This window comes from Gracilimonas sp., from assembly GCF_040218225.1.
Lineage (GTDB): Bacteria > Bacteroidota > Rhodothermia > Balneolales > Balneolaceae > Gracilimonas.
Map to the genome: position 1 here is coordinate 41,149 of NZ_JAVJQO010000004.1, position 18,415 is coordinate 59,563.

Here is an 18,415-nt window from a genome sequence, read left to right on the forward strand (position 1 = left end):
TGTTTTACTGAGTTGACTAACTCTCTATTCTTTCACTGCGATTAAAACAGCCACGTACTCTTTTTTTGAGGTCGCTTTTTCGGCCGATTCAGGATATGGATTTAATTCAATCAGGTTAAAGGTTATCCCGTTTATTGTTTCACTGTTTTGATCATCGGGATGGGTATTTAGTTCTCTCACATATTCGACATTATCTATACTTACCACTAGCGTTACTTTTCCATTACCTTCCCAAACACAGTTCACATCAGCTGGGCAACGACTATCAGTTACACCTTTAAACTCAACGGTAATAGAATTGTCTGTATTGGAAAGGGCTTCTCCAAACGAAAGATTAAACGGTTCTCCTATCTCAAAATCAGTTTTGGACACCTTTGCGTTAGATGCTTCATCATTGCCAAAAAATGAACTTTCACAGGAATAAAGAACAACGCCTAGCACAAGCAGAATCAGTGTAACAAATATTTTTTTCATGGGTGTCTCCAAATTTTAGAACTCAATAATATTAACGTTTCTGTAACCCATTTCATATGTCTACTCAGCATACGGGCTTTCATAATCTGAAGCCTTGTAAATCATTTTGTTTAGTTTTGTGAATAAGAAATTAATGGTTACCAGTATAAAGGTGGCTCCAACTCCCAAGATATATTGCTTAAGCGCAATGCTGATTCCGATACCTGCCGCCATCAAGATAGTGGCAGACGTTGTAAGGTACCGAACCCTGGTTTTTGACGTACTTTTGAGGATCGTCCCAGCTCCTATGAAACTTACTCCAACAATCACAGCGTGAAGCATTCGTATCGGGTCTACCCCAAAACTTTCGGTCCCCGCAAGTGTGCTGAAATCATTAACCACTACTCGCCCCAGCGACACCAATAACGCTGCAGAACCAGCAATAATCATGTTCGTTCTAAGTCCTGCTGGCTTCTGCTTCCATTCCCGCTCCAGTCCTAATATGCCTCCTAATACCAAAGCGATACTCACGTCCATCAATATATACGATTGTGCCAGTAAATCCATAATTCTAATCACTTAAGGTTGCTGATTTGTTTCCTATTGTTATAAAACACTGAACCCGGCATTTGTTCCTTAATACTGGAAAATGCCTATTGGAGCTATAGAGAATAACAAATTAGTTTAATGTTAAACTATTGAATGATTAATTGTATCTTATGGTTGAGATAAGCAAACGAAACAATTAAAACTTCAGAACAATGAAACATCACAAAGGAATACATCACATTACGGTGCTTGCAGGAGATGCTCAACGAAATGCAGAGTTTTATACTCATATACTTGGAATGAGGCTGGTCAAGAAGTCAGTAAATCAAGACGATCCGGGAACCTATCACCTGTTTTATGGAAATCAATCAGCTAATCCGGGATCAAGCTTAACTTTTTTCCCCTGGCCTAATGCTGTACAGGGTAAGCCTGGAACAGGAGAAGTTGTGAATGTGGGACTTCAGGTTCCAGAAGGAACACGAGATTACTGGGAAGTTAGGTTGAGTGAAAATGATGTTAAGTATAATGTGGTAGATGTATTCGGAAGAACGGCTCTTCGATTCCAGGATCCGGATGGATTGGAACTGGATTTGGTGTTTGAAGGTGATGCCAAAGACAAAGTTGATAATGTAGATTATGTGGTTCCTTTCGACAAAACCATCCAGGGTTTTTGGGGAGCACGCATGAAACTGACTGAGCGGGAGCACACTGAGAAACTCATTTATGAGTTATTTGAGTTTGAGGAAAAGGCTCAGGAAGGAAATCAGTATTTATATCAAACTGATGCCCCAATAGGTCATTCTGTAATCATTGAAGTTGTAAATGCCCCTGTTCATGGTCAAAATGGACGCGGCATTGTACATCACATTGCATTTCGCGCAGAGAATAAAGAAGAACTGGATCAGCTTCGACAAGAAGTAGGCGGACGTGGTTTACACCCAACTCAAATTATTGACCGGCATTGGTTCAATTCCGTGTACTACAGAATCCCAGCCGGAGTGCTTTTTGAAATGGCATCTGATGACCCGGGTTATACCGTAGATGAAGAGTTCGAACAATTGGGTGAACACCTGATTCTTCCTCCATGGCTGGAGAATAAGCGGGATCGTATTGAACAAATACTGCCGGAAATTAAGGTTCACAAACAATCGGCATCTTAATTCAATTACATGTTTAAGCAGGGGCATAAGATTTTGTGCCGCTGCTGTTTTTAAAAGGAAACAAAGTTTAATTCTACCAAATCACATCCATGAGTTTATTCAGAGTAAAAGATGACACCAATTTTGATGGGCCTCATCAGGCCACACAAATAGCCACAGCTGGCGTACCTGCTTCTGAAGCCGATACAGCCATGATTATGATTCACGGCCGGGGCGCGAGTGCCCCCAGTATATTGGAACTGGCTTCTCATTTCGAAACTGATCAGAAAATAGCCTACCGTGCCCCTCAGGCAAACGGACATACGTGGTACCCTTATTCATTTATGGCGCCCACTAACCAAAATGAGCCGGGATTATCTTCAGGCCTCCAAAAAATCTTTGATATCATCGAAGAGCTGGAATCCGAAGGTATATCTAAAGAGCATATTTACCTGCTCGGTTTCTCTCAGGGCGCATGTCTGGCTTCAGAATTTATAGCCCGACATCCTTCAAAATATGCCGGACTCATTGCACTTAGTGGAGGCGTTATTGGTGACTCTGTCGACTACGACCAATACACCGGAGACTTAAACGGAACTCCTGCATTTTTGGGATGCAGTGATGTAGATCCACATATTCCCAAAGAGCGCGTCAATGAAACGGAAGAAGTGTTGAAAAAATTAGGCGCAAGAGTTACGAAAAAGCTCTACCCGGGCATGGGACACCTTGTGAATGAAGATGAGATCAAGCATATTAATGCCTTATTAAATTCAAAATGAAAGATGAAAAATTAAAAATTGACCGGAAGCCTATTTTTAATTTTTCATTTTGAATCTTTAATTCACAAAAATGGAAATTCTTTGGCTGGCGGCAGCTTATATTTTAGGGATGGCTGTATCGCGACTTAAGCTGCCGCCGTTGGTAGGTTTTTTAGGCGCTGGTATAGCCTTGTCTCTTTTCGGATTTGAAACCACTGATACGCTCCACGAAATCGGACACCTGGGCGTATTGTTTTTACTCTTTACTGTTGGGTTACATCTTCGGCTAAAGAGTATTTTACGACCTGAAGTATTGGGTGCGGGAGGAATCCATCTGGCACTGACCGCAGGTATTTTTGCGCTGATTGCATCATTCTTTGGGTTCGACCTTACACAATCTATCATCATCGGTATCCTGCTTGGTTTTTCGAGTACCGTACTTGCAGCCAAGGCTTTGGAAGATCGCGGTGAGTTAGGAGCATTCCACGCAAGGGTTTCCATAGGTATTTTGATTTTGCAGGATATCGTAGCCATTGCTTTGCTTGCTTTAACTGGCGGAGGCGCTCCTTCAATCTGGGGTTTAGCCCTGCTGGCTCTGCCTCTTTTCCGGCCACTATTAATTAAAGCACTCGTTGCCAGCGGACATGATGAACTTCAGCTTTTATTCGCCCTTATTTTAGCTATTGGAGGAGGCGCGCTTTTTGAAGTAGTTGGCCTTTCATCTGAATTGGGAGCATTGGTTGCTGGTGCTTTGCTTTCCGGACATAAGTTAGCCGATGAGCTTACTCATAAATTATGGGGGCTTAAAGAAGCCTTCCTCGTTGGATTTTTCCTGGAAGTAGGGCTTGCCGGTTTGCCCGGGTATAATGAGCTGATTTTCTGCCTGGTGATTTTGGCTTTACTCCCCATTAAATCTGTACTGTACTTCTTTTTGCTGGTGGGCTTTAAGCTGCGTTCCAGAAACTCATTTTTAGTAACCACAACTCTGACCTCATACAGTGAATTTACCCTGATTGCCGGAATTGTGGCTGTCTCGGGAGGCTTCATCCCTGAAACCGTTGTAACCAGTTTTGCCCTGCTTGTGGCTGTTTCCTATGCCATCAATGCACCACTTTCTGCTAATGTAAATGCATTATGGAGCCGTTTTGAACTCTCACTTCTTACATACGAACGTGATGTCAAGCATCCCGGGCAGCAAGTCATATCACTTGGGAGTGCCAATTATCTTGTAGTCGGAATGGGACAAGCCGGTTCATCAGCCTACGAATACTTAAAATATTATGGACATAAAGTAATCGGAATGGATGCTGACCCGGCCAAAATCGAAGAAAACATTCAAAGCAAAAGGCGAGTGGTTTATGGTGATGCCCGTGACCCTGAGCTTTGGGAAAATATCAATCTTTCTAATGTGAAAGCTATCATGCTGGCCATCCCAAATCCCGGCACAAAAGTAGAAGCCACTAAATTACTGCGTCAATATGGCTATCAGGGAGATGTTGTAGCGTTGACCATGAGAAGTGATGAGCACAAGGCTCTTCGTGAAGCCGGGGCAACAGCCGTTTGTCTGCCTATGTCTCAGGCTGGTAAAAAACTGGCTGAACTTAGTCTTGAAGAAGGTCGCTCAGAAAGCACTTCCTTAAACCTGACTTTCGACCGATGAGCAATTTATTCAACCAAATATCAGAGGAGGATTACGCCCGGGGGGCATCTGATGCTAAAATCACCCTCTTGGAATATGGGGATTATGAATGCCCTTACAGCCGCATGGGATATCGGTTTGCCCAGATGTTACTCAGAAATTATTCCGACAGTCTGAAATTTGTATTCCGAAACTTTCCGCTCCGTAAAAAACACCCGAATGCACAGCTGGCCGCTGAAGCAGCTTTATGTGCCGGTGCACAAGATCGTTTCTGGGAAATGCACGACCTTCTCTTTGAACATAACCGAACACTTAGTGAAAGCAGAATCCTTGATTTTGCAGAAGACATCGGGCTGGACTTGTACCGGTTCAAAGTAGATTTAACCACCAATGAATATGCCAAACGTGTCACTACCGATTTTCGCGGAGGTGTTCGAAGCGGAGTTGACGACACCCCTGCTTTTTTTGTGAACGGGGAGCGATATTCCGGCGAACTGGATTATAAACAACTGAAGGCTTTTGTTGATACATTCCTAAACTAAATAAACTCCTATGGCTTGTTCACACAAAGATATGATCAAGGTTACCAACACCTCTGCCGATGTATGTCAGGATTGTGTGGAACAGGGAAGTTCGTGGGTTCACCTGAGAATGTGCATGACCTGTGGGTATGTGGGCTGTTGCGACTCATCTCCAAACAAACACGCCCGTGCCCATTTCGAAGAATCAAAACATCCCATCATCCGTTCTGTGGAGCCGGGTGAGGAATGGCGCTGGTGTTATATTGACGAACAATTCGTGAGGCCCTGATGAACGACTATATCGTAAAAGGCATTAAATCTTTTCCTCAGTTTGCAGAGGTTCCTGAAGACCAGCTTCGGGCTTATGTAGAACTTTCTGAGATCTGCACCTATCAACCTGATGAAGTCATTATTAAACCCGGGGATGAGATTAACAAGATGTACCTGGTGCTGGAAGGAAATATCCGTCTCCAGCTCAAGCGCGGAGAACAATTCACCGTAATTGATTCTTTTGAAGCCGGAGACCTGACGGGAAAACTTCCTTTTTCAAGACTTCAATCTTCCCTCGCCTATGTTACTGTTATGGAAGAATCTACCGTTCTGATTACACATGAAGATAAATTCCCGGACGTAGCATCTCATTATAAATTAATTGAGTCGTTTGTGCATGCGCTTTCCGACCGTATTCGCCATTTCACAACTCAGCAACAGCAAAATGAAAAATTACTGGCGCTTGGGAAACTTTCAGCCGGACTGGCACATGAATTAAACAATCCGGCTTCAGCTATGGTTAGAAGTGCTATTTCGCTGAAGGAAAACCTTCATGCCAAACCGGAGAAATTCAAGGGCATGATGGAACTCAATCTTGCCAGCGAACAGGTAGATGCCATTAATAAAGTGATTTTTGATAAGCTGAATACCCAGACTCCCTCCCTCTCTTTGATGGAGCGAACCTCTCTCGAAGACGAACTGGCCGACTGGATGGAAGAGCACGGTATTGATGAAGCTTATGAGCTTGCAGAAACATTTGCCGAACATGGATTTGATGAGGAGGCACTGGAAAGAATCAAGGATATCGGGGATGAAGCCATGCTTTCACCTGTATTCAAATGGATTGAAGATGTGTTTGTAACTGAGAAAATGATTGCAGAAGTAGAAGATGCTTCCCGCCGGATTTCTGACCTTGTTTCTTCTGTAAAAACCTATTCTCATATGGATCAGGCAAATGAAAAAGAACCGGTTGACCTTGATAAGTTGTTGAAAAGTACCCTCAGCATTTTGAATCATAAGATTAAGGAAAAACAGATTTCTGTAGATGTCAGCATTCCTGATGATTTGCCTGAATTTTGTGGTTTTGTGAGTGAACTAAATCAGGTTTGGATGAATTTACTCGACAACGCGGTGGATGCTTCTGAGAAAGAAGGCCATATCGAGATTTCTGCCAAAACGAAAAACGGCGACCTCCGAATTTTTTTTAAAGATCATGGTGCCGGAATTCCGGAAGACATCCAAACAAAAATTTTTGATCCTTTCTTTACAACCAAAGGAGTAGGACAGGGAACCGGACTTGGGCTCGATTTTGTACGGAAAATTGTGAATAAACACGATGGAACTATTTCAGTTCAATCCAAACCCGGAGAAACTATTTTTGAACTCTGTTTCCCACTCAAGTAATTCAAAATTAAAGATGAAAAACTTAAAATTAGTCTCAACAATTTTATACCGTTTCGTCTTTAATTTTTAATTTTGAATTTTTAATTCCCGCAGGGATGAGTAAACCGATAATTTTTGTAATTGATGATGATGCACAGGTCCTCCGTGCGGTGACGAGAGATTTGCGCAACCAATACCGCAGCGATTACCGGATTATGAGCACCGACTCCTGCAAAGAGGCGTTGGAATCTTTACCCAACCTGAAGAAAAAAGGAGAAACAGTAGCGCTCTTTCTCAGCGATCAGCGGATGCCCGAAATGATGGGCGTTGAATTTCTGGAGAAGGCCAGAAAAATATACCCCGAAGCCAAGCGGGTGTTGCTAACCGCTTACTCTGATATGGAAGCCGCTATCAAAGCCATAAATGAGGTGCAGCTTGATTATTATTTACTGAAACCCTGGGATCCTCCCGAAGAAAAACTATACCCCATTCTCGACGATCAGCTGGATGAATGGCTGGCGAACTTCAAACCCGAGTTTCACGGAATCCGCCTCGTTGGTTATCAATACTCGCCTAAATCACATGCTGTAAAGGATTATCTTTCAGGGAACCTGATTCCCTATCGCTGGCTCGATATTGAAACCAATGACAAAGCCTCCGATCTGCTGAAGGATTATGAAATCAGTAATGACGACCTTCCGGCTATCTTTTTTGAGGATGGAAGTCATTTTATTGAGCCTTCTCCCAAAGCCATTGCCGAGAAACTTGGCCGTAGTCCTACCGCGAATGAAAATATCTATGATGTGGCTATTATCGGCGCCGGCCCGGCCGGACTTGCCGCAGCCGTTTATGGAGGTTCCGAAGGGTTAAAAACACTGCTCATTGAAAAACGGGCCCCCGGCGGACAAGCGGGTACAAGCTCCAGGATCGAAAATTATCTCGGATTCCCAAAAGGACTTAGCGGTTCTGATTTAGCCCGACGAGCCATCACCCAGGCCAAACGTTTTGGCGTTGAATTTCTATCGCCACAGGAAGTGGTCGACATATCCCTCACCGATCAATACAAAACCGTAAAAATGGCCGATGGTTCTGAGATTAATGCGAAGGCAGTGGTGGTAACCACCGGCGTAAATTATCGCAAACTGGAAAGCAAAGGAATTTCAGATTTTACCGGAGCTGGCATTTATTATGGCGCTGCGATGACGGAAGCCCATGCTTTCAAAAACAAGCAGGTATATATCGTGGGGGGAGGAAACTCAGCCGGACAAGCTGCTATGTATTTATCCACTTTTGCTAAAGATGTGAAAATCCTGATTCGTGGGGAATCTTTGGTTTCCAGCATGTCTTCCTATCTCATTCATCAGCTTGATGATACAGAAAACATCACGGTCATGGCCCACACTGAAGTGAAAGAAGCCTGTGGTGATGGAAAACTTCAAAAACTGGTTTTATATAATAATCAGGAAGATTCACATAGCGATGTGGAAGCTGACGGACTTTTTATTTTCATTGGCGCCCGCCCATATACCGACTGGATTAAAGCGAATGTGATTAAAAGCGAACGCGGTTTCATAGAAACCGGCAGAGATCTTCAGCGATATGATAACTTCAAAAAAACATGGAAGCTGGACCGTCAGCCTTATCTGTTAGAAACCTGTTCTCCTGGTATTTTCGCTGCTGGTGATGTACGAGCTGGTGCCATGAACCGGGTAGCCTCGGCTGTGGGCGAAGGCTCGATGGCCATCAAGTATGTGCATGAGTATCTGGCCGACTCAAACACCTGATCATTCCTTAACAAAAGTTTTATCCTACTCACGCTTATAAATCTTATATTGTGAATAATGTGTAATTCCCGGTAATAAGGACAGGGAAGCTTCCACCGGCACAACCGTAAATCGTGCCGTCACCACTTCTTTAAATCATTATCATCAAATCCGGAAGGAATGGCATACCCAAAATCCATCATTCAAAAAGCAGTATCTCTAATTTTTGTGTTCTCGGTGTTTTTCTCCACTACAGCATTCTCTCAAAGCTGTCCCGCTCAAGGCACTCAAATTTTTCCTGAACTTTCAGGTCAGGAACTATTGGACGCACTGGTTCAGGAATATGGAACCACCGACAACATCAGCTACGATAATGCACGGGATATCCTTTATTCCCAGATTGATAATAAAAATGATACACTACTAACCGGTATTTACACAGGATATACTATTGTTTTAGACCCCAATGCCGATCCCAGTACGGATGCATTTAACAAAGGAATTAACGCCGAACACAGTTGGCCGCAAAGTAAGGGAGCTTCAACAGAGCCTGCTCGTTCCGATATGCATCACCTCTTTCCAGCTTACTCGCGAGCTAACAGCGCCAGAGGAAATCATCCGTTTTATGAAATTCCAGACCAGGAAACTGAAACCTGGTGGCGACTTGATCAGGATGTTTCCAATCCCGATGGTAATGTAATTGATGAATACAGCGAGTACAGAAATTCACATCCCAATGCTTCCTATTCGGCCAGCTGGGAACCGCGAGAAGTTTCCAAAGGTGATGTCGCACGAGCCGCTTTCTATTTCTACACCATGTACAAAACTCAGGCTGACAATGCAGACCCTATTTTCTTTGAAATCCAGAAAGACTTTCTTCGCAACTGGAACTCTGTAGATGCTGTTTCAACAACTGAATACAATAGAACCTGTGCCATCGCAGAAATTCAAGGCAATGAAGTCAATCCATTTGTGATTGACCCTACACTTATTGAACGCGCTTATTTTGAAGGCGATATTAGTCAGACCAATGTTGAATTTTCAGCAACGGTACTTTCTTTTGACGAAGGTCAGTCTTCGGTTGAAATTGAAGTTTCCATCACCAATCCAAATGCAGATACGGCTACCACTGTTGACGTAGTTTATTCCGGCGGAACGGCTACTTCAGGGGAAGATTTCCAGGCATTCACCAGCCAAACACTTACCTTCCCGGCCGGCTCTCTGGATCGGCAGTCCGTCACCCTCACCTTAACCGACGATGAGATTGAGGAAGGTAATGAAACCATTATTCTGGGATTGGAAGACGTTTCCGGGCCTCAGAACGCGGTTGTAGGTCCTGCTAATTCTGCTGAAATCACGATTCGGGATAACGACGGAGAAACACCGTCTGCTGCATGGATTAACGAAATGCATTACGATAATGATGGCGGTGATCAGGGAGAATTTGTGGAAATCGCGGTAAATGCAGAATTCGCAGATCTGACCGATGTCACGCTTAGTCTTTACAATGGAAATGGGGGTTCTGTTTACGCCACGTACTCAGGCAATGATTTTACGGCCGGAGATGCTGAAAACGGTATTTCATTCTTTTATGTAGATCTTCCGGTTAATGGATTACAAAATGGGAGCCCGGATGGCATGAGCCTGGATATCGGAGGCGAACTCATTCAATTCCTTTCTTATGAAGGCACTTTTACCGCTGCCGATGGCCCCGCTCAGGATGTGGAAAGTACGGACATCGGAATTGAACAGCCCGGAAACAGCTCTGCTGGAAGCTCGCTTTCTCTGGCCGGCACCGGTTCCGGTTATGCTGATTTCAGCTGGGAATTTACTGAAACGAACACTAAAGGATCGCTAAACACCAATCAAACAATCGAAGGTACAGGCTCAGGTAATGAAACAACCTTCGTTGATTTCACTGCGGCCGAGCAACTTGTTCTTGAAAGTGATGGCACGGTACAAGTCTCTTTAAGCATTACCAATCCTGATTCCGAAACCGCTACATCCGTTCAGGTTTCGCAAGCAGGCGGAACGGCTACCGAAAATGACTTCGAGAGTTTTACCACTCAAAACCTGACATTCCCGGCTGGTTCATCAGCTAATCAATCGTTCTCTATCACCATTACCGATGATGATGAATATGAGAAAAACGAAACCATTTTACTGGCAATTGAAAGTATCAGCGGCCCTTCCAATGCGGAAATTGGAATCATCGACACGCTTTCCGTTACCATTCGAAATGATGATGAGCCTCAATTTGAATTAATGGACTTTTGGATCAATGAATTTCATTATCAGAATGCAGGTGCTGATAGCAACGAATTTGTAGAAATTGTAGCAAACTTGGGTTCAGTAACTAAAACTCAAAACGAAGATGATATACTAATTACTTTATACAATGGAAATAACGGTGAGCAATATTCATCCTTCTCCGGTGATGACATTTTAGCTGAAGAAATTAACTATGCTGGTTTTCAGATCTATTATGTAGAAACCGAAGGACTACAAAATGGAGATCCTGATGGTATCAGCCTGTCTATACAAGGGGAGGTTGTTCAATTTATTTCCTATGGCGGAACTTTTGTTGCCGCAGATGGGCCTGCCAAAGATTATGAAAGTATCGATGTTGGGGTGATAGAAACGGAATCTACTACAAACGGATCAATTTCATTAACGGGAACAGGACAGTTTTATAATGAGTTTTCATGGGCAATAACTGATTCTTCAACAAAGGGTTCAGAGAATAAAGGACAAGAATTGCAGATTACAACCTCCAACGAAGACGAAAACCCAACTATCGCCGACGACTTCAAACTCCATCAAAACTACCCGAACCCGTTTAACCCAACTACCAATATCACCTATGAGCTGAAGGGTGCGGTGAATGTGACCCTGACCGTTTACAACGTGCTGGGACAAAAAGTTGAAACTCTGGTAGACGGGATGAAAAGCGCCGGTTCACATATGGCTACTTTCGATGCCTCCGGCCTTTCAAGTGGCGTTTATTTCTATCAACTAAGAGCAGGTGAGCGCACCTTCACACAGAAGATGTTGCTGTCGAAGTAGATCCTAAGTTACCGTAAGGGCCTATTCAGATGCTGAATCAAGTTCAGCATGACAACACAACTATTTTAGAAAAAGGAATTCGCTTTCTATAGACTTGTAAAATTAAGGACAGATTAAAAATCGATGCCAATCTTGTCTTTGATTTTATCTTTCACTGAGTCTTCAAGCTCTTTCTTACGCTCTTCGAGTTCTTTCTTTTTCTCTTCAACTACTTTTAGTTGTTCGTCCACTTTAGCCTGAAGCTCTTCATAGCGTTTACGGAGTTCAGCTTCTTTCTGAGTCTTGAATCTCTCCAATTGCTCTTTTTTACCGGCTACTTGTTTCTGTACTTCTGCTCTGATTTTACGCTTCGCATTTTCCACTTCTTGGCTTACGGTTTGCTTCAGCGCGTTCATGAATAAGTCATCTACGTTGGATCGTACCCGAACCCGCAATGGGCCATTAATATTATCAACCAAAGCAGCTACATCAATTTGATTTGTACTGCCAATCGCATTTCGGATCAGGGATTCTACCCGGTTCTTCGGCTTGCCTGCAGCGGCAAAATCAAAGCTGATATTTCTGGCTATATAATCAATGCGACTGTCAATTCTCTTATCAATGATATTCATCTCCACATTCAGCTCACCCTTTCCGGTTTTCAGTTCATAGGGGAGTAAATCAGACCCGGACAGCCTGGCCTTTGAAAGCGTAAAACCGGCATAATTCACCCTGAAGCTTTCTTTTGGATCTTTTTCCAGGTAATTAAACTCCCCGTTTACCGTCAGTGCGACTTCATTTTCATCCTGACCCTGCACATTAAACTTCACAGGCTTGCCGGTCTTTTTCTGGCTGCTGCTGATGTCGGTTACTGTTCCGGAGATATTGATATCCGATTTCGTTTTTCCGGAAAGCTCGATATTCTTAAACCAAAATCCCGGATAATCATATTTATCTGAAAAATGGTAATCGAGGCCTTCATACCTTGGAATATCCTGAACCGAATCCTCTTCACCCACCAAACGACTGCCATACTCTCTGGCAATAGCCACGTATTCAAGATAGGCTGCATAATCCCCTAACAGGTTTTGCCCGAACAAGGCTTTCCCAATATTCTGAACGTCCAAATCCGGTAGTTTGGCTACACTAAGTGCCCGCTGGTAGTCTTCCCTGATCCAGTTGTCTACTTGACCCAGGTCATTGCGGGTGGTTCCGTAATCCTGCTCAAATTCTTTCTTCAGGTTTTCAGCACGTGTTTTGAGCGAGTCTACCTGCTTCCGAAGCTTCTGCACATTTTCAATGGCTTCCACTACCTGCTTTGGATTTTTTATTTCCTTAGGCTTGATGGATTCAACGGTAGTGCGAACTTTGGCAACTTCTTCATTCACCTTGGTATTCTTGAAGGTGCTGTCCCACTTTGTGTATGTCCTCTGAATTCCCTGCCGTAGTGAATCAATTTTATCAACTGATTGAATATTAACCTTAGCCATCAGGCTGTCTACATTCAGGTCGTCTCTTACATCTGTGAATTTAACCTCGGCATTCTTTTTGGCTTCGCTTGTCACCTGACTAACCACACTATACAAAAAGCCGGGTTCTTCATTCTTTACATCTTCCGGTATTTCAAAATAGCCATCCGTTTCCCGTTCGGTATCCATTTGAAAGCCCGTCATCTTTACATTATCAACGATCACTTTACTGCGAAGGATTAAAGGCCAGAATTCCATACTGAATTCAGTTTCACCAGTCTCAAAAGTATTCTGCATCGTATTGTTGGAATTAGCCACCTGCAACCGGTTCCACTTAATGTGCAGATCCAGCAAGCTGAAGTCAAAACCATCAAGCTCTACTTTAGCTTCGTTTAGAATGCTCCCCTGATATTCAATTTGCTCTTCCACCCAGTCATCAGTAATAAAAAATACAGCGGCAAAGCCGATTCCAACCAATACTAAAACCGTAATTATTCCACCTATTCTCATGGCCTTATCCCCTCACCCTGCTTACTGTTTGATAAATACTGTAGAACTTCGTGCCCTTAAAAGCCTGTACAACCTTCCACTTCTGAATTTTGGCGTGAATATGCTCCCGGTACTGAACAACTCCATATGTGGCCAATGGAAAAACCGGAATACAAAGCAGAATTGCAGTGACAAGACTCCCGATTACAACGGTGTTATAGAATTCTGTTAATGCGATCCACTCATTATTGTACATATTCGTCCAGGTTTGCTGCATACTTTCCAGTTCGAGCAGCCAAATTCCGAAACTATGAAATAGAGGGTCCGCCAGATATGCTATTCCGCTAAAAATGGTGAACGAGAGAAGAGCCATGCCGATATTCACTTTTAACATCAAAATCAGAATCACTATAAACAGATTATGCAGTGAAGAGACCGGGGTCAACCCTATAATCATTCCAAGAATAATTCCACCCGCTATTTGGCTCGGAGATGCCTCCGATGCCAACGCCTTTAACAGCTTGGCGATGTATCGCATTAACAAGAACATATTTGCTCCTTACATTAATTTATTCAACCCGAAAGTAATTGAAATAACAGTCAAAATCTTATCGGGTACTTAAACAGAATATTATTTTTTAGAATAAGTTATAGCATATGATTGCTTTTATCTGCTATAATTGAACATGTTTTTCGAATGTTTAACGTTTATATTTCTGAGAATATCAGGTCACTAAAGTTCCACTCTATGTCTAATCAAGTATCTATACCTATTTTAGTTGCCGTTTTGGGTTTATTTTTTTCTGGCTGTGATCTTTCCAGCTCCAAAGATAAAAATGATGCTCCCTTTCCATGCAAAAATGGAACTGCGCTAGATTATGCGTGTGACAACGTTGATTTGTTTGCACATCTTTCGGTATTCGAATTGAGTGGAGATTCTTCCGGTGTTTATCTAAATGATATTTGGGGCTGGAGCGATCCTCAAACCGATAAAGAATATGCATTAGTCGGGCTGACAAACGGAATGTCTTTTGTCGATATTTCCGATCCTGAGAATCCTGTTGTAGTAGGCCGGCTTCCAGAGTCAAATCTGAATGCAAAATATAAGGCTCTTCCTCTCGACCAATACCCTGCTTGTAATTTGGGTCTTGGCACTACAGCACGATCCAAGTCCATAGCTCAAGGCTCTTCGTGGCGGGATGTGAAAGTGTACGACAATCACGCATTTGTGGTAAGTGATGCCCAGCCTCATGGAATGCAGGTGTTGGATTTGACTAAATTAAGAAGTTATGATGGAGAGGTGTTAGATCTCCAACAGGATGCTTTATATGACCAATTTGGTCCTGCACATAACATTGTAATTAACGAAGAGACCGGGTTTGCCTATGCAGCAGGGGTAACGCAGGCAGAAATATGTGGAAGCCGAAATGGCTCAGGTCTTCATATTATTGATATCAGAGATCCAAAAAACCCAACTTATGCAGGTTGCTATATCGACCCGGAAACTGACGCCCCATCTTCTCCCAATATCGCACCCGGTTATATCCATGACTCCCAATGTGTCATATATGATGGTCCAGACACTGAACACCGCGGTAAAGAAGTTTGCTTTAGTTCTGCTGAAGGCAATGTAGTTATTGCGGATGTCACCGATAAGCAGAATACTCAAACTATCGGTTTTAATGGGGTTTCAGATATGTACTACTCTCATCAGGGATGGTTAACGGAAGATCATTCATATTTTTTGATGAATGATGAAAATGATGAAAACAACCTTGGAAGAGAAACTAAAACATATATTTGGGATGTTCGCGACCTGCAGAATCCGGTTTTTATTGGTCATTATACTCACGATACTTTTTCTATCGATCATAACTTATATGTGAAAGGTAAATACGTATACGAAACCAATTATAACTCTGGCCTTCAAATTCTTGATATTTCTGAGATTGAAAATGCCCATCTCGAACGCGTCGCTTATTTTGACACCCAGCCACAAACCGACCTTTCCTCCTTTAAAGGCACCTGGAGCAATTACCCGTTTTTTGAAAGCGGAATGGTTGTATTGAGTGATATAGAAACAGGCTTATTTATCGTTCGTCCAAATCTGGACTGATTCTTACTGATACCACTTCAGACTTTACATTTATATCTGGATCGTCCCTCATTTTGCGCATCGTACGGTTAAGGCACAAGCCATGTTAACTACATGTTACCGAAGTGTTGGTTCTTTTGAGATAAAAGGATATTTGCGTACCTTTAGCACGCTTTTATGCATGGCCAATTCGGCCACTCTAATCAAAATTACAGAGAAAATCTCAGCGTATATATATGGATTTATTTGATAAGCTAGAGGGCCGACCAAGTCCACTTGGCCCATTCACCTCGGAAGGATACGGGTACTATACTTTCCCAAAATTAGAAGGACCTTTAGGGCCGGAAATGCAGTTCAACGGCAAAGATATGGTCGTGTGGAGTATTAACGACTATCTGGGCATTGGCAGTAATGAAGAAATTAAAAAAGTAGACACTGCTGCTACAGAAAAGTATAGCTTAAGTGCCCCAATGGGAGCACGACTCATGACGGGTAATTCAACCGAGCATGAAAAACTGGAAGAAGAACTGGCAGCTTTTGTTCACAAAGAATCAGCTCAGCTTCTGAATTATGGCTACCAGGGAATCATGAGCACGATTCATTCCCTGGTTGATCGCAATGATTTTCTCATTTATGATGAGTTGAGTCATGCTTGTATTGTAGATGGAAAGCAGCTGGCGATGGCTGACAAATCCGTATTCAAACACAACGATATTGAAAGCTTCAAAAAGCAACTTTATCGTGCGGATAAGAAAAGAAAAGATAATTCCTCTATTCTTGTAGTAACTGAAGGTGTTTTCGGTATGACCGGAGACCTCGGTATCCTTAAAGAAATTATCGAGCTTAAGAAAGAAGTGCCTTTCCGCCTGCTTGTTGATGATGCCCACGGCATCGGAACAATGGGTAAAGATGGTTCTGGTACAGGAACTCACCTGGGCGTTCAGGATGGTATTGATATTTACTTCGGTACTTTTGCAAAATCATTTGCTTTAATCGGAGCTTTTATAGCTTCTGAACCACGGGTTATTGAATTCCTGAAAGCAAACTCTCGCAGTCAGGTATTTGCAAAATCACTTCCTCTGCCAATGGCAGTTACCGCTCGTAAGCGCCTGCAGATGATTAAAGATCATCCGGAGTGGAGAGAGCAACTTTGGAATAATACACTGAAGCTCCGCGAAGGGCTTCGTGACCTGGGTTATACCGTATTGCCATCTGAAAGTCCGGTTACCCCGGTTCTGACTAAAGGTAGTACCGATCTCTGCCAGGATATTATGCGCAAGCTTCGTGAAGAGCATGGCGTATTTGTAAGTGGTGTGGCGTATCCGGTAGTTCCAAAAGGAACGGTACTGATTCGCCTCATTCCTACCGCTGCTCATAACGATGTGCACATCGAGAAAACACTCAAGGCTTTTGATGCCATTAAAGAGTTTGTTTTTGAAGCTGCTGAGAAACTCAGCGCTTAATAAAAATACCGTTTTAGACAGCAAAGCCCGCTTGTTCATTCAAGCGGGCTTTTTTTTATTTGATACTATCCCGCTTTTGTCATCCCAGGATACGCTACGGAATGACCTTGATTAAATATTAACCCGCACTTGCTCGTGAGAAAAGGTTCGGATATCAAAATCTTTATTGAGTGCAATCAGAGACCCGGCTTCATTCACCCCGAGAAACTTATATTCTTCTTCCAGCTTTTCGTTATTCACTTCCAGATGCGTCCATTGCCCAAAGCCTATTAGCGCCCGGTTTATTTGTTTTACTAAATCCGTGTTGAACTGATTCCATAACCGATACCGATATTCAATCTTTTGAAGTATATCAGCCATCACTTTCTCTCTGGAAAACGCCTCTCCACATTCATTACACAAAGAAGTGGCTTTGGCTGACAACTCCCCGTCAAATTTTGTTTGATTTACATTTAGCCCAATACCTACAACCACCCGGTCTAGCCTGTTTCCATAGAACTGCGTTTCCGTTAAAATACCACACAGTTTTTTATTGTCACAGAGAATATCGTTGGGCCATTTCAGTTTGGTTTCAACCTCAGCGCAGGAATTAACAATTTCTGAAACGGCAAGAGCACAGGCTAAAGTAAGAAGGGTAAAACGCTCGGCTTTTTGAGGTTCAAAAACGAGACTAAAGGTTAGGTTTTTCCCGGGTTCTGCTTTCCACTTTCGATCATACTGACCTCTTCCCCCGGTTTGATGATCGGTCAAAACCAACGCTCCGTGGTATACGGATTCACCATTTAATTGCTTGGCGTAAGAATTGGTTGAGGGCAATTCCTCAAAAAAATAAAAGCTACGCCCCAGCCAGGACGTAGCTAAATGCTTTTCAAATAGTTCTGTATCGAACAAAATATAATTCCGAATTAGTGAATACTAACCTGTCCCGGTTCATACAAAGTAAAATAAACTCAGTAATGTTCCAGCAAAAATATTCAGGCCAGATGCTCACTTACCAATCGAAACTACAGAATCTTCGGTGCCAAATTCATTGGGGACATATTTATCGGCAGCGTCGTCGTTTACCCAATGATCGCCATCGATGTAATACTTGAACTTATACTCGTGCTCAGGTTTCAAGCGCAGGGTGGTTGTCCAGGTATCTTTTTTCCTTTCGAGCTTCTCAGAAGCGGTGTCCCAGTCGTTAAAGTCGCCGGCAACAGCCACTTCTTTTTCTGCCCATTCAGCAGGCAGTGTCAGGGTTACTTTACAAACGGTTCTTTTTGGAGTGAATTCTTTGGAAATCATAACAGGAGGATTTATTCATAGAGATTTAGAACACTTGAAATCTATTTATAAAATTAAATCTAAACAAGAATAATTCAGTAATTATGTAACTC

16 protein-coding genes are annotated in these 18,415 nt (G+C 42.9%); 10 read left to right on the forward strand and 6 right to left on the reverse strand.

Annotated features, from left to right (window positions below; genetic code table 11):
• Window positions 1–24: 24 nt before the first annotated feature.
• Both RIB15_RS04145 and RIB15_RS04150 read right to left on the reverse strand, forming a co-directional pair.
• Complete coding sequence (locus RIB15_RS04145) at window positions 25–474, reverse strand: hypothetical protein (RefSeq protein ID WP_350200888.1); 450 nt, start codon at window positions 472–474, stop codon at window positions 25–27.
• 60 nt (window positions 475–534) lie between these two features.
• Window positions 535–1,032, reverse strand: coding sequence for an MgtC/SapB family protein (locus tag RIB15_RS04150; protein WP_350200889.1), 498 nt, complete (start codon window positions 1,030–1,032; stop codon window positions 535–537).
• Between the two features lie 182 nt (window positions 1,033–1,214).
• Between RIB15_RS04150 and RIB15_RS04155 the strand changes: the two genes are divergently transcribed.
• The 8 genes from RIB15_RS04155 (at window position 1,215) to RIB15_RS04190 (ending at window position 11,541) form a co-directional block, all read left to right on the forward strand.
• The gene (locus RIB15_RS04155; protein ID WP_350200890.1) at window positions 1,215–2,162 is read left to right on the forward strand and encodes a VOC family protein; all 948 of its coding nucleotides are present in this window, start codon (window positions 1,215–1,217) and stop codon (window positions 2,160–2,162) included.
• An 89-nt stretch (window positions 2,163–2,251) separates the two neighbouring features.
• Window positions 2,252–2,920: an alpha/beta hydrolase gene (locus tag RIB15_RS04160; RefSeq protein ID WP_350200891.1), complete on the forward strand. Its 669-nt coding sequence runs from the start codon at window positions 2,252–2,254 to the stop codon at window positions 2,918–2,920.
• A gap of 70 nt (window positions 2,921–2,990) precedes the next feature.
• Complete coding sequence (locus tag RIB15_RS04165; RefSeq protein ID WP_350200892.1) at window positions 2,991–4,559, forward strand: cation:proton antiporter domain-containing protein; 1,569 nt, start codon at window positions 2,991–2,993, stop codon at window positions 4,557–4,559.
• A complete protein-coding gene (locus tag RIB15_RS04170) occupies window positions 4,556–5,080 on the forward strand; it encodes a DsbA family protein (RefSeq protein WP_350200893.1) in 525 nt (174 codons plus the stop codon). Before RIB15_RS04165 ends, RIB15_RS04170 begins: the two co-directional genes overlap by 4 nt.
• Before the next feature lie 10 nt (window positions 5,081–5,090).
• Window positions 5,091–5,348 (forward strand): UBP-type zinc finger domain-containing protein, encoded by a 258-nt coding sequence (locus RIB15_RS04175; RefSeq protein ID WP_350200894.1) that lies wholly within the window; start codon window positions 5,091–5,093, stop codon window positions 5,346–5,348.
• Entirely contained in the window at window positions 5,348–6,733 is a 1,386-nt protein-coding gene (locus tag RIB15_RS04180) for a sensor histidine kinase (RefSeq protein WP_350200895.1), read from the forward strand. The genes RIB15_RS04175 and RIB15_RS04180 overlap by 1 nt, the downstream gene beginning before the upstream one ends.
• A gap of 95 nt (window positions 6,734–6,828) precedes the next feature.
• Window positions 6,829–8,496 carry an FAD-dependent oxidoreductase gene (locus RIB15_RS04185; protein WP_350200896.1) on the forward strand — a complete coding sequence of 556 codons (1,668 nt, stop codon included), beginning with the start codon at window positions 6,829–6,831 and terminating at the stop codon, window positions 8,494–8,496.
• Between the two features lie 159 nt (window positions 8,497–8,655).
• Window positions 8,656–11,541: a Calx-beta domain-containing protein gene (locus RIB15_RS04190; RefSeq protein WP_350200897.1), complete on the forward strand. Its 2,886-nt coding sequence runs from the start codon at window positions 8,656–8,658 to the stop codon at window positions 11,539–11,541.
• 113 nt (window positions 11,542–11,654) lie between these two features.
• Here RIB15_RS04190 and RIB15_RS04195 read toward each other — a convergent pair whose 3' ends face one another.
• Window positions 11,655–13,499: a TIGR03545 family protein gene (locus RIB15_RS04195; protein ID WP_350200898.1), complete on the reverse strand. Its 1,845-nt coding sequence runs from the start codon at window positions 13,497–13,499 to the stop codon at window positions 11,655–11,657.
• Between the two features lie 4 nt (window positions 13,500–13,503).
• A complete protein-coding gene (locus RIB15_RS04200) occupies window positions 13,504–14,028 on the reverse strand; it encodes a TIGR03546 family protein (protein ID WP_350200899.1) in 525 nt (174 codons plus the stop codon).
• Window positions 14,029–14,226: 198 nt separating this feature from the next.
• On the opposite strand from RIB15_RS04200, the gene RIB15_RS04205 reads away from it, so the two are divergent.
• Complete coding sequence (locus RIB15_RS04205; protein ID WP_350200900.1) at window positions 14,227–15,594, forward strand: choice-of-anchor B family protein; 1,368 nt, start codon at window positions 14,227–14,229, stop codon at window positions 15,592–15,594.
• Between the two features lie 215 nt (window positions 15,595–15,809).
• Window positions 15,810–17,036: an aminotransferase class I/II-fold pyridoxal phosphate-dependent enzyme gene (locus RIB15_RS04210; RefSeq protein ID WP_350200901.1), complete on the forward strand. Its 1,227-nt coding sequence runs from the start codon at window positions 15,810–15,812 to the stop codon at window positions 17,034–17,036.
• Window positions 17,037–17,147: 111 nt separating this feature from the next.
• On the opposite strand, the gene RIB15_RS04215 is transcribed toward RIB15_RS04210, so the two are convergent.
• Window positions 17,148–17,927 (reverse strand): biotin--[acetyl-CoA-carboxylase] ligase, encoded by a 780-nt coding sequence (locus tag RIB15_RS04215; protein WP_350200902.1) that lies wholly within the window; start codon window positions 17,925–17,927, stop codon window positions 17,148–17,150.
• A 96-nt stretch (window positions 17,928–18,023) separates the two neighbouring features.
• A complete protein-coding gene (locus RIB15_RS04220; RefSeq protein ID WP_350200903.1) occupies window positions 18,024–18,323 on the reverse strand; it encodes an isoamylase early set domain-containing protein in 300 nt (99 codons plus the stop codon).
• Window positions 18,324–18,415: the final 92 nt, after the last annotated feature.

Coding starts and splice junctions, on each gene's coding strand:
- RIB15_RS04145 (WP_350200888.1), bottom strand. CDS start 474: ATGAAAAAAATATTTGTTACACTGATTCTGCTTGTGCTAGGCGTTGTT.
- RIB15_RS04155 (WP_350200890.1), top strand. CDS start 1,215: ATGAAACATCACAAAGGAATACATCACATTACGGTGCTTGCAGGAGAT.
- RIB15_RS04160 (WP_350200891.1), top strand. CDS start 2,252: ATGAGTTTATTCAGAGTAAAAGATGACACCAATTTTGATGGGCCTCAT.
- RIB15_RS04165 (WP_350200892.1), top strand. CDS start 2,991: ATGGAAATTCTTTGGCTGGCGGCAGCTTATATTTTAGGGATGGCTGTA.
- RIB15_RS04170 (WP_350200893.1), top strand. CDS start 4,556: ATGAGCAATTTATTCAACCAAATATCAGAGGAGGATTACGCCCGGGGG.
- RIB15_RS04175 (WP_350200894.1), top strand. CDS start 5,091: ATGGCTTGTTCACACAAAGATATGATCAAGGTTACCAACACCTCTGCC.
- RIB15_RS04180 (WP_350200895.1), top strand. CDS start 5,348: ATGAACGACTATATCGTAAAAGGCATTAAATCTTTTCCTCAGTTTGCA.
- RIB15_RS04185 (WP_350200896.1), top strand. CDS start 6,829: ATGAGTAAACCGATAATTTTTGTAATTGATGATGATGCACAGGTCCTC.
- RIB15_RS04190 (WP_350200897.1), top strand. CDS start 8,656: ATGGCATACCCAAAATCCATCATTCAAAAAGCAGTATCTCTAATTTTT.
- RIB15_RS04195 (WP_350200898.1), bottom strand. CDS start 13,499: ATGAGAATAGGTGGAATAATTACGGTTTTAGTATTGGTTGGAATCGGC.
- RIB15_RS04200 (WP_350200899.1), bottom strand. CDS start 14,028: ATGTTCTTGTTAATGCGATACATCGCCAAGCTGTTAAAGGCGTTGGCA.
- RIB15_RS04205 (WP_350200900.1), top strand. CDS start 14,227: ATGTCTAATCAAGTATCTATACCTATTTTAGTTGCCGTTTTGGGTTTA.
- RIB15_RS04210 (WP_350200901.1), top strand. CDS start 15,810: ATGGATTTATTTGATAAGCTAGAGGGCCGACCAAGTCCACTTGGCCCA.
- RIB15_RS04220 (WP_350200903.1), bottom strand. CDS start 18,323: ATGATTTCCAAAGAATTCACTCCAAAAAGAACCGTTTGTAAAGTAACC.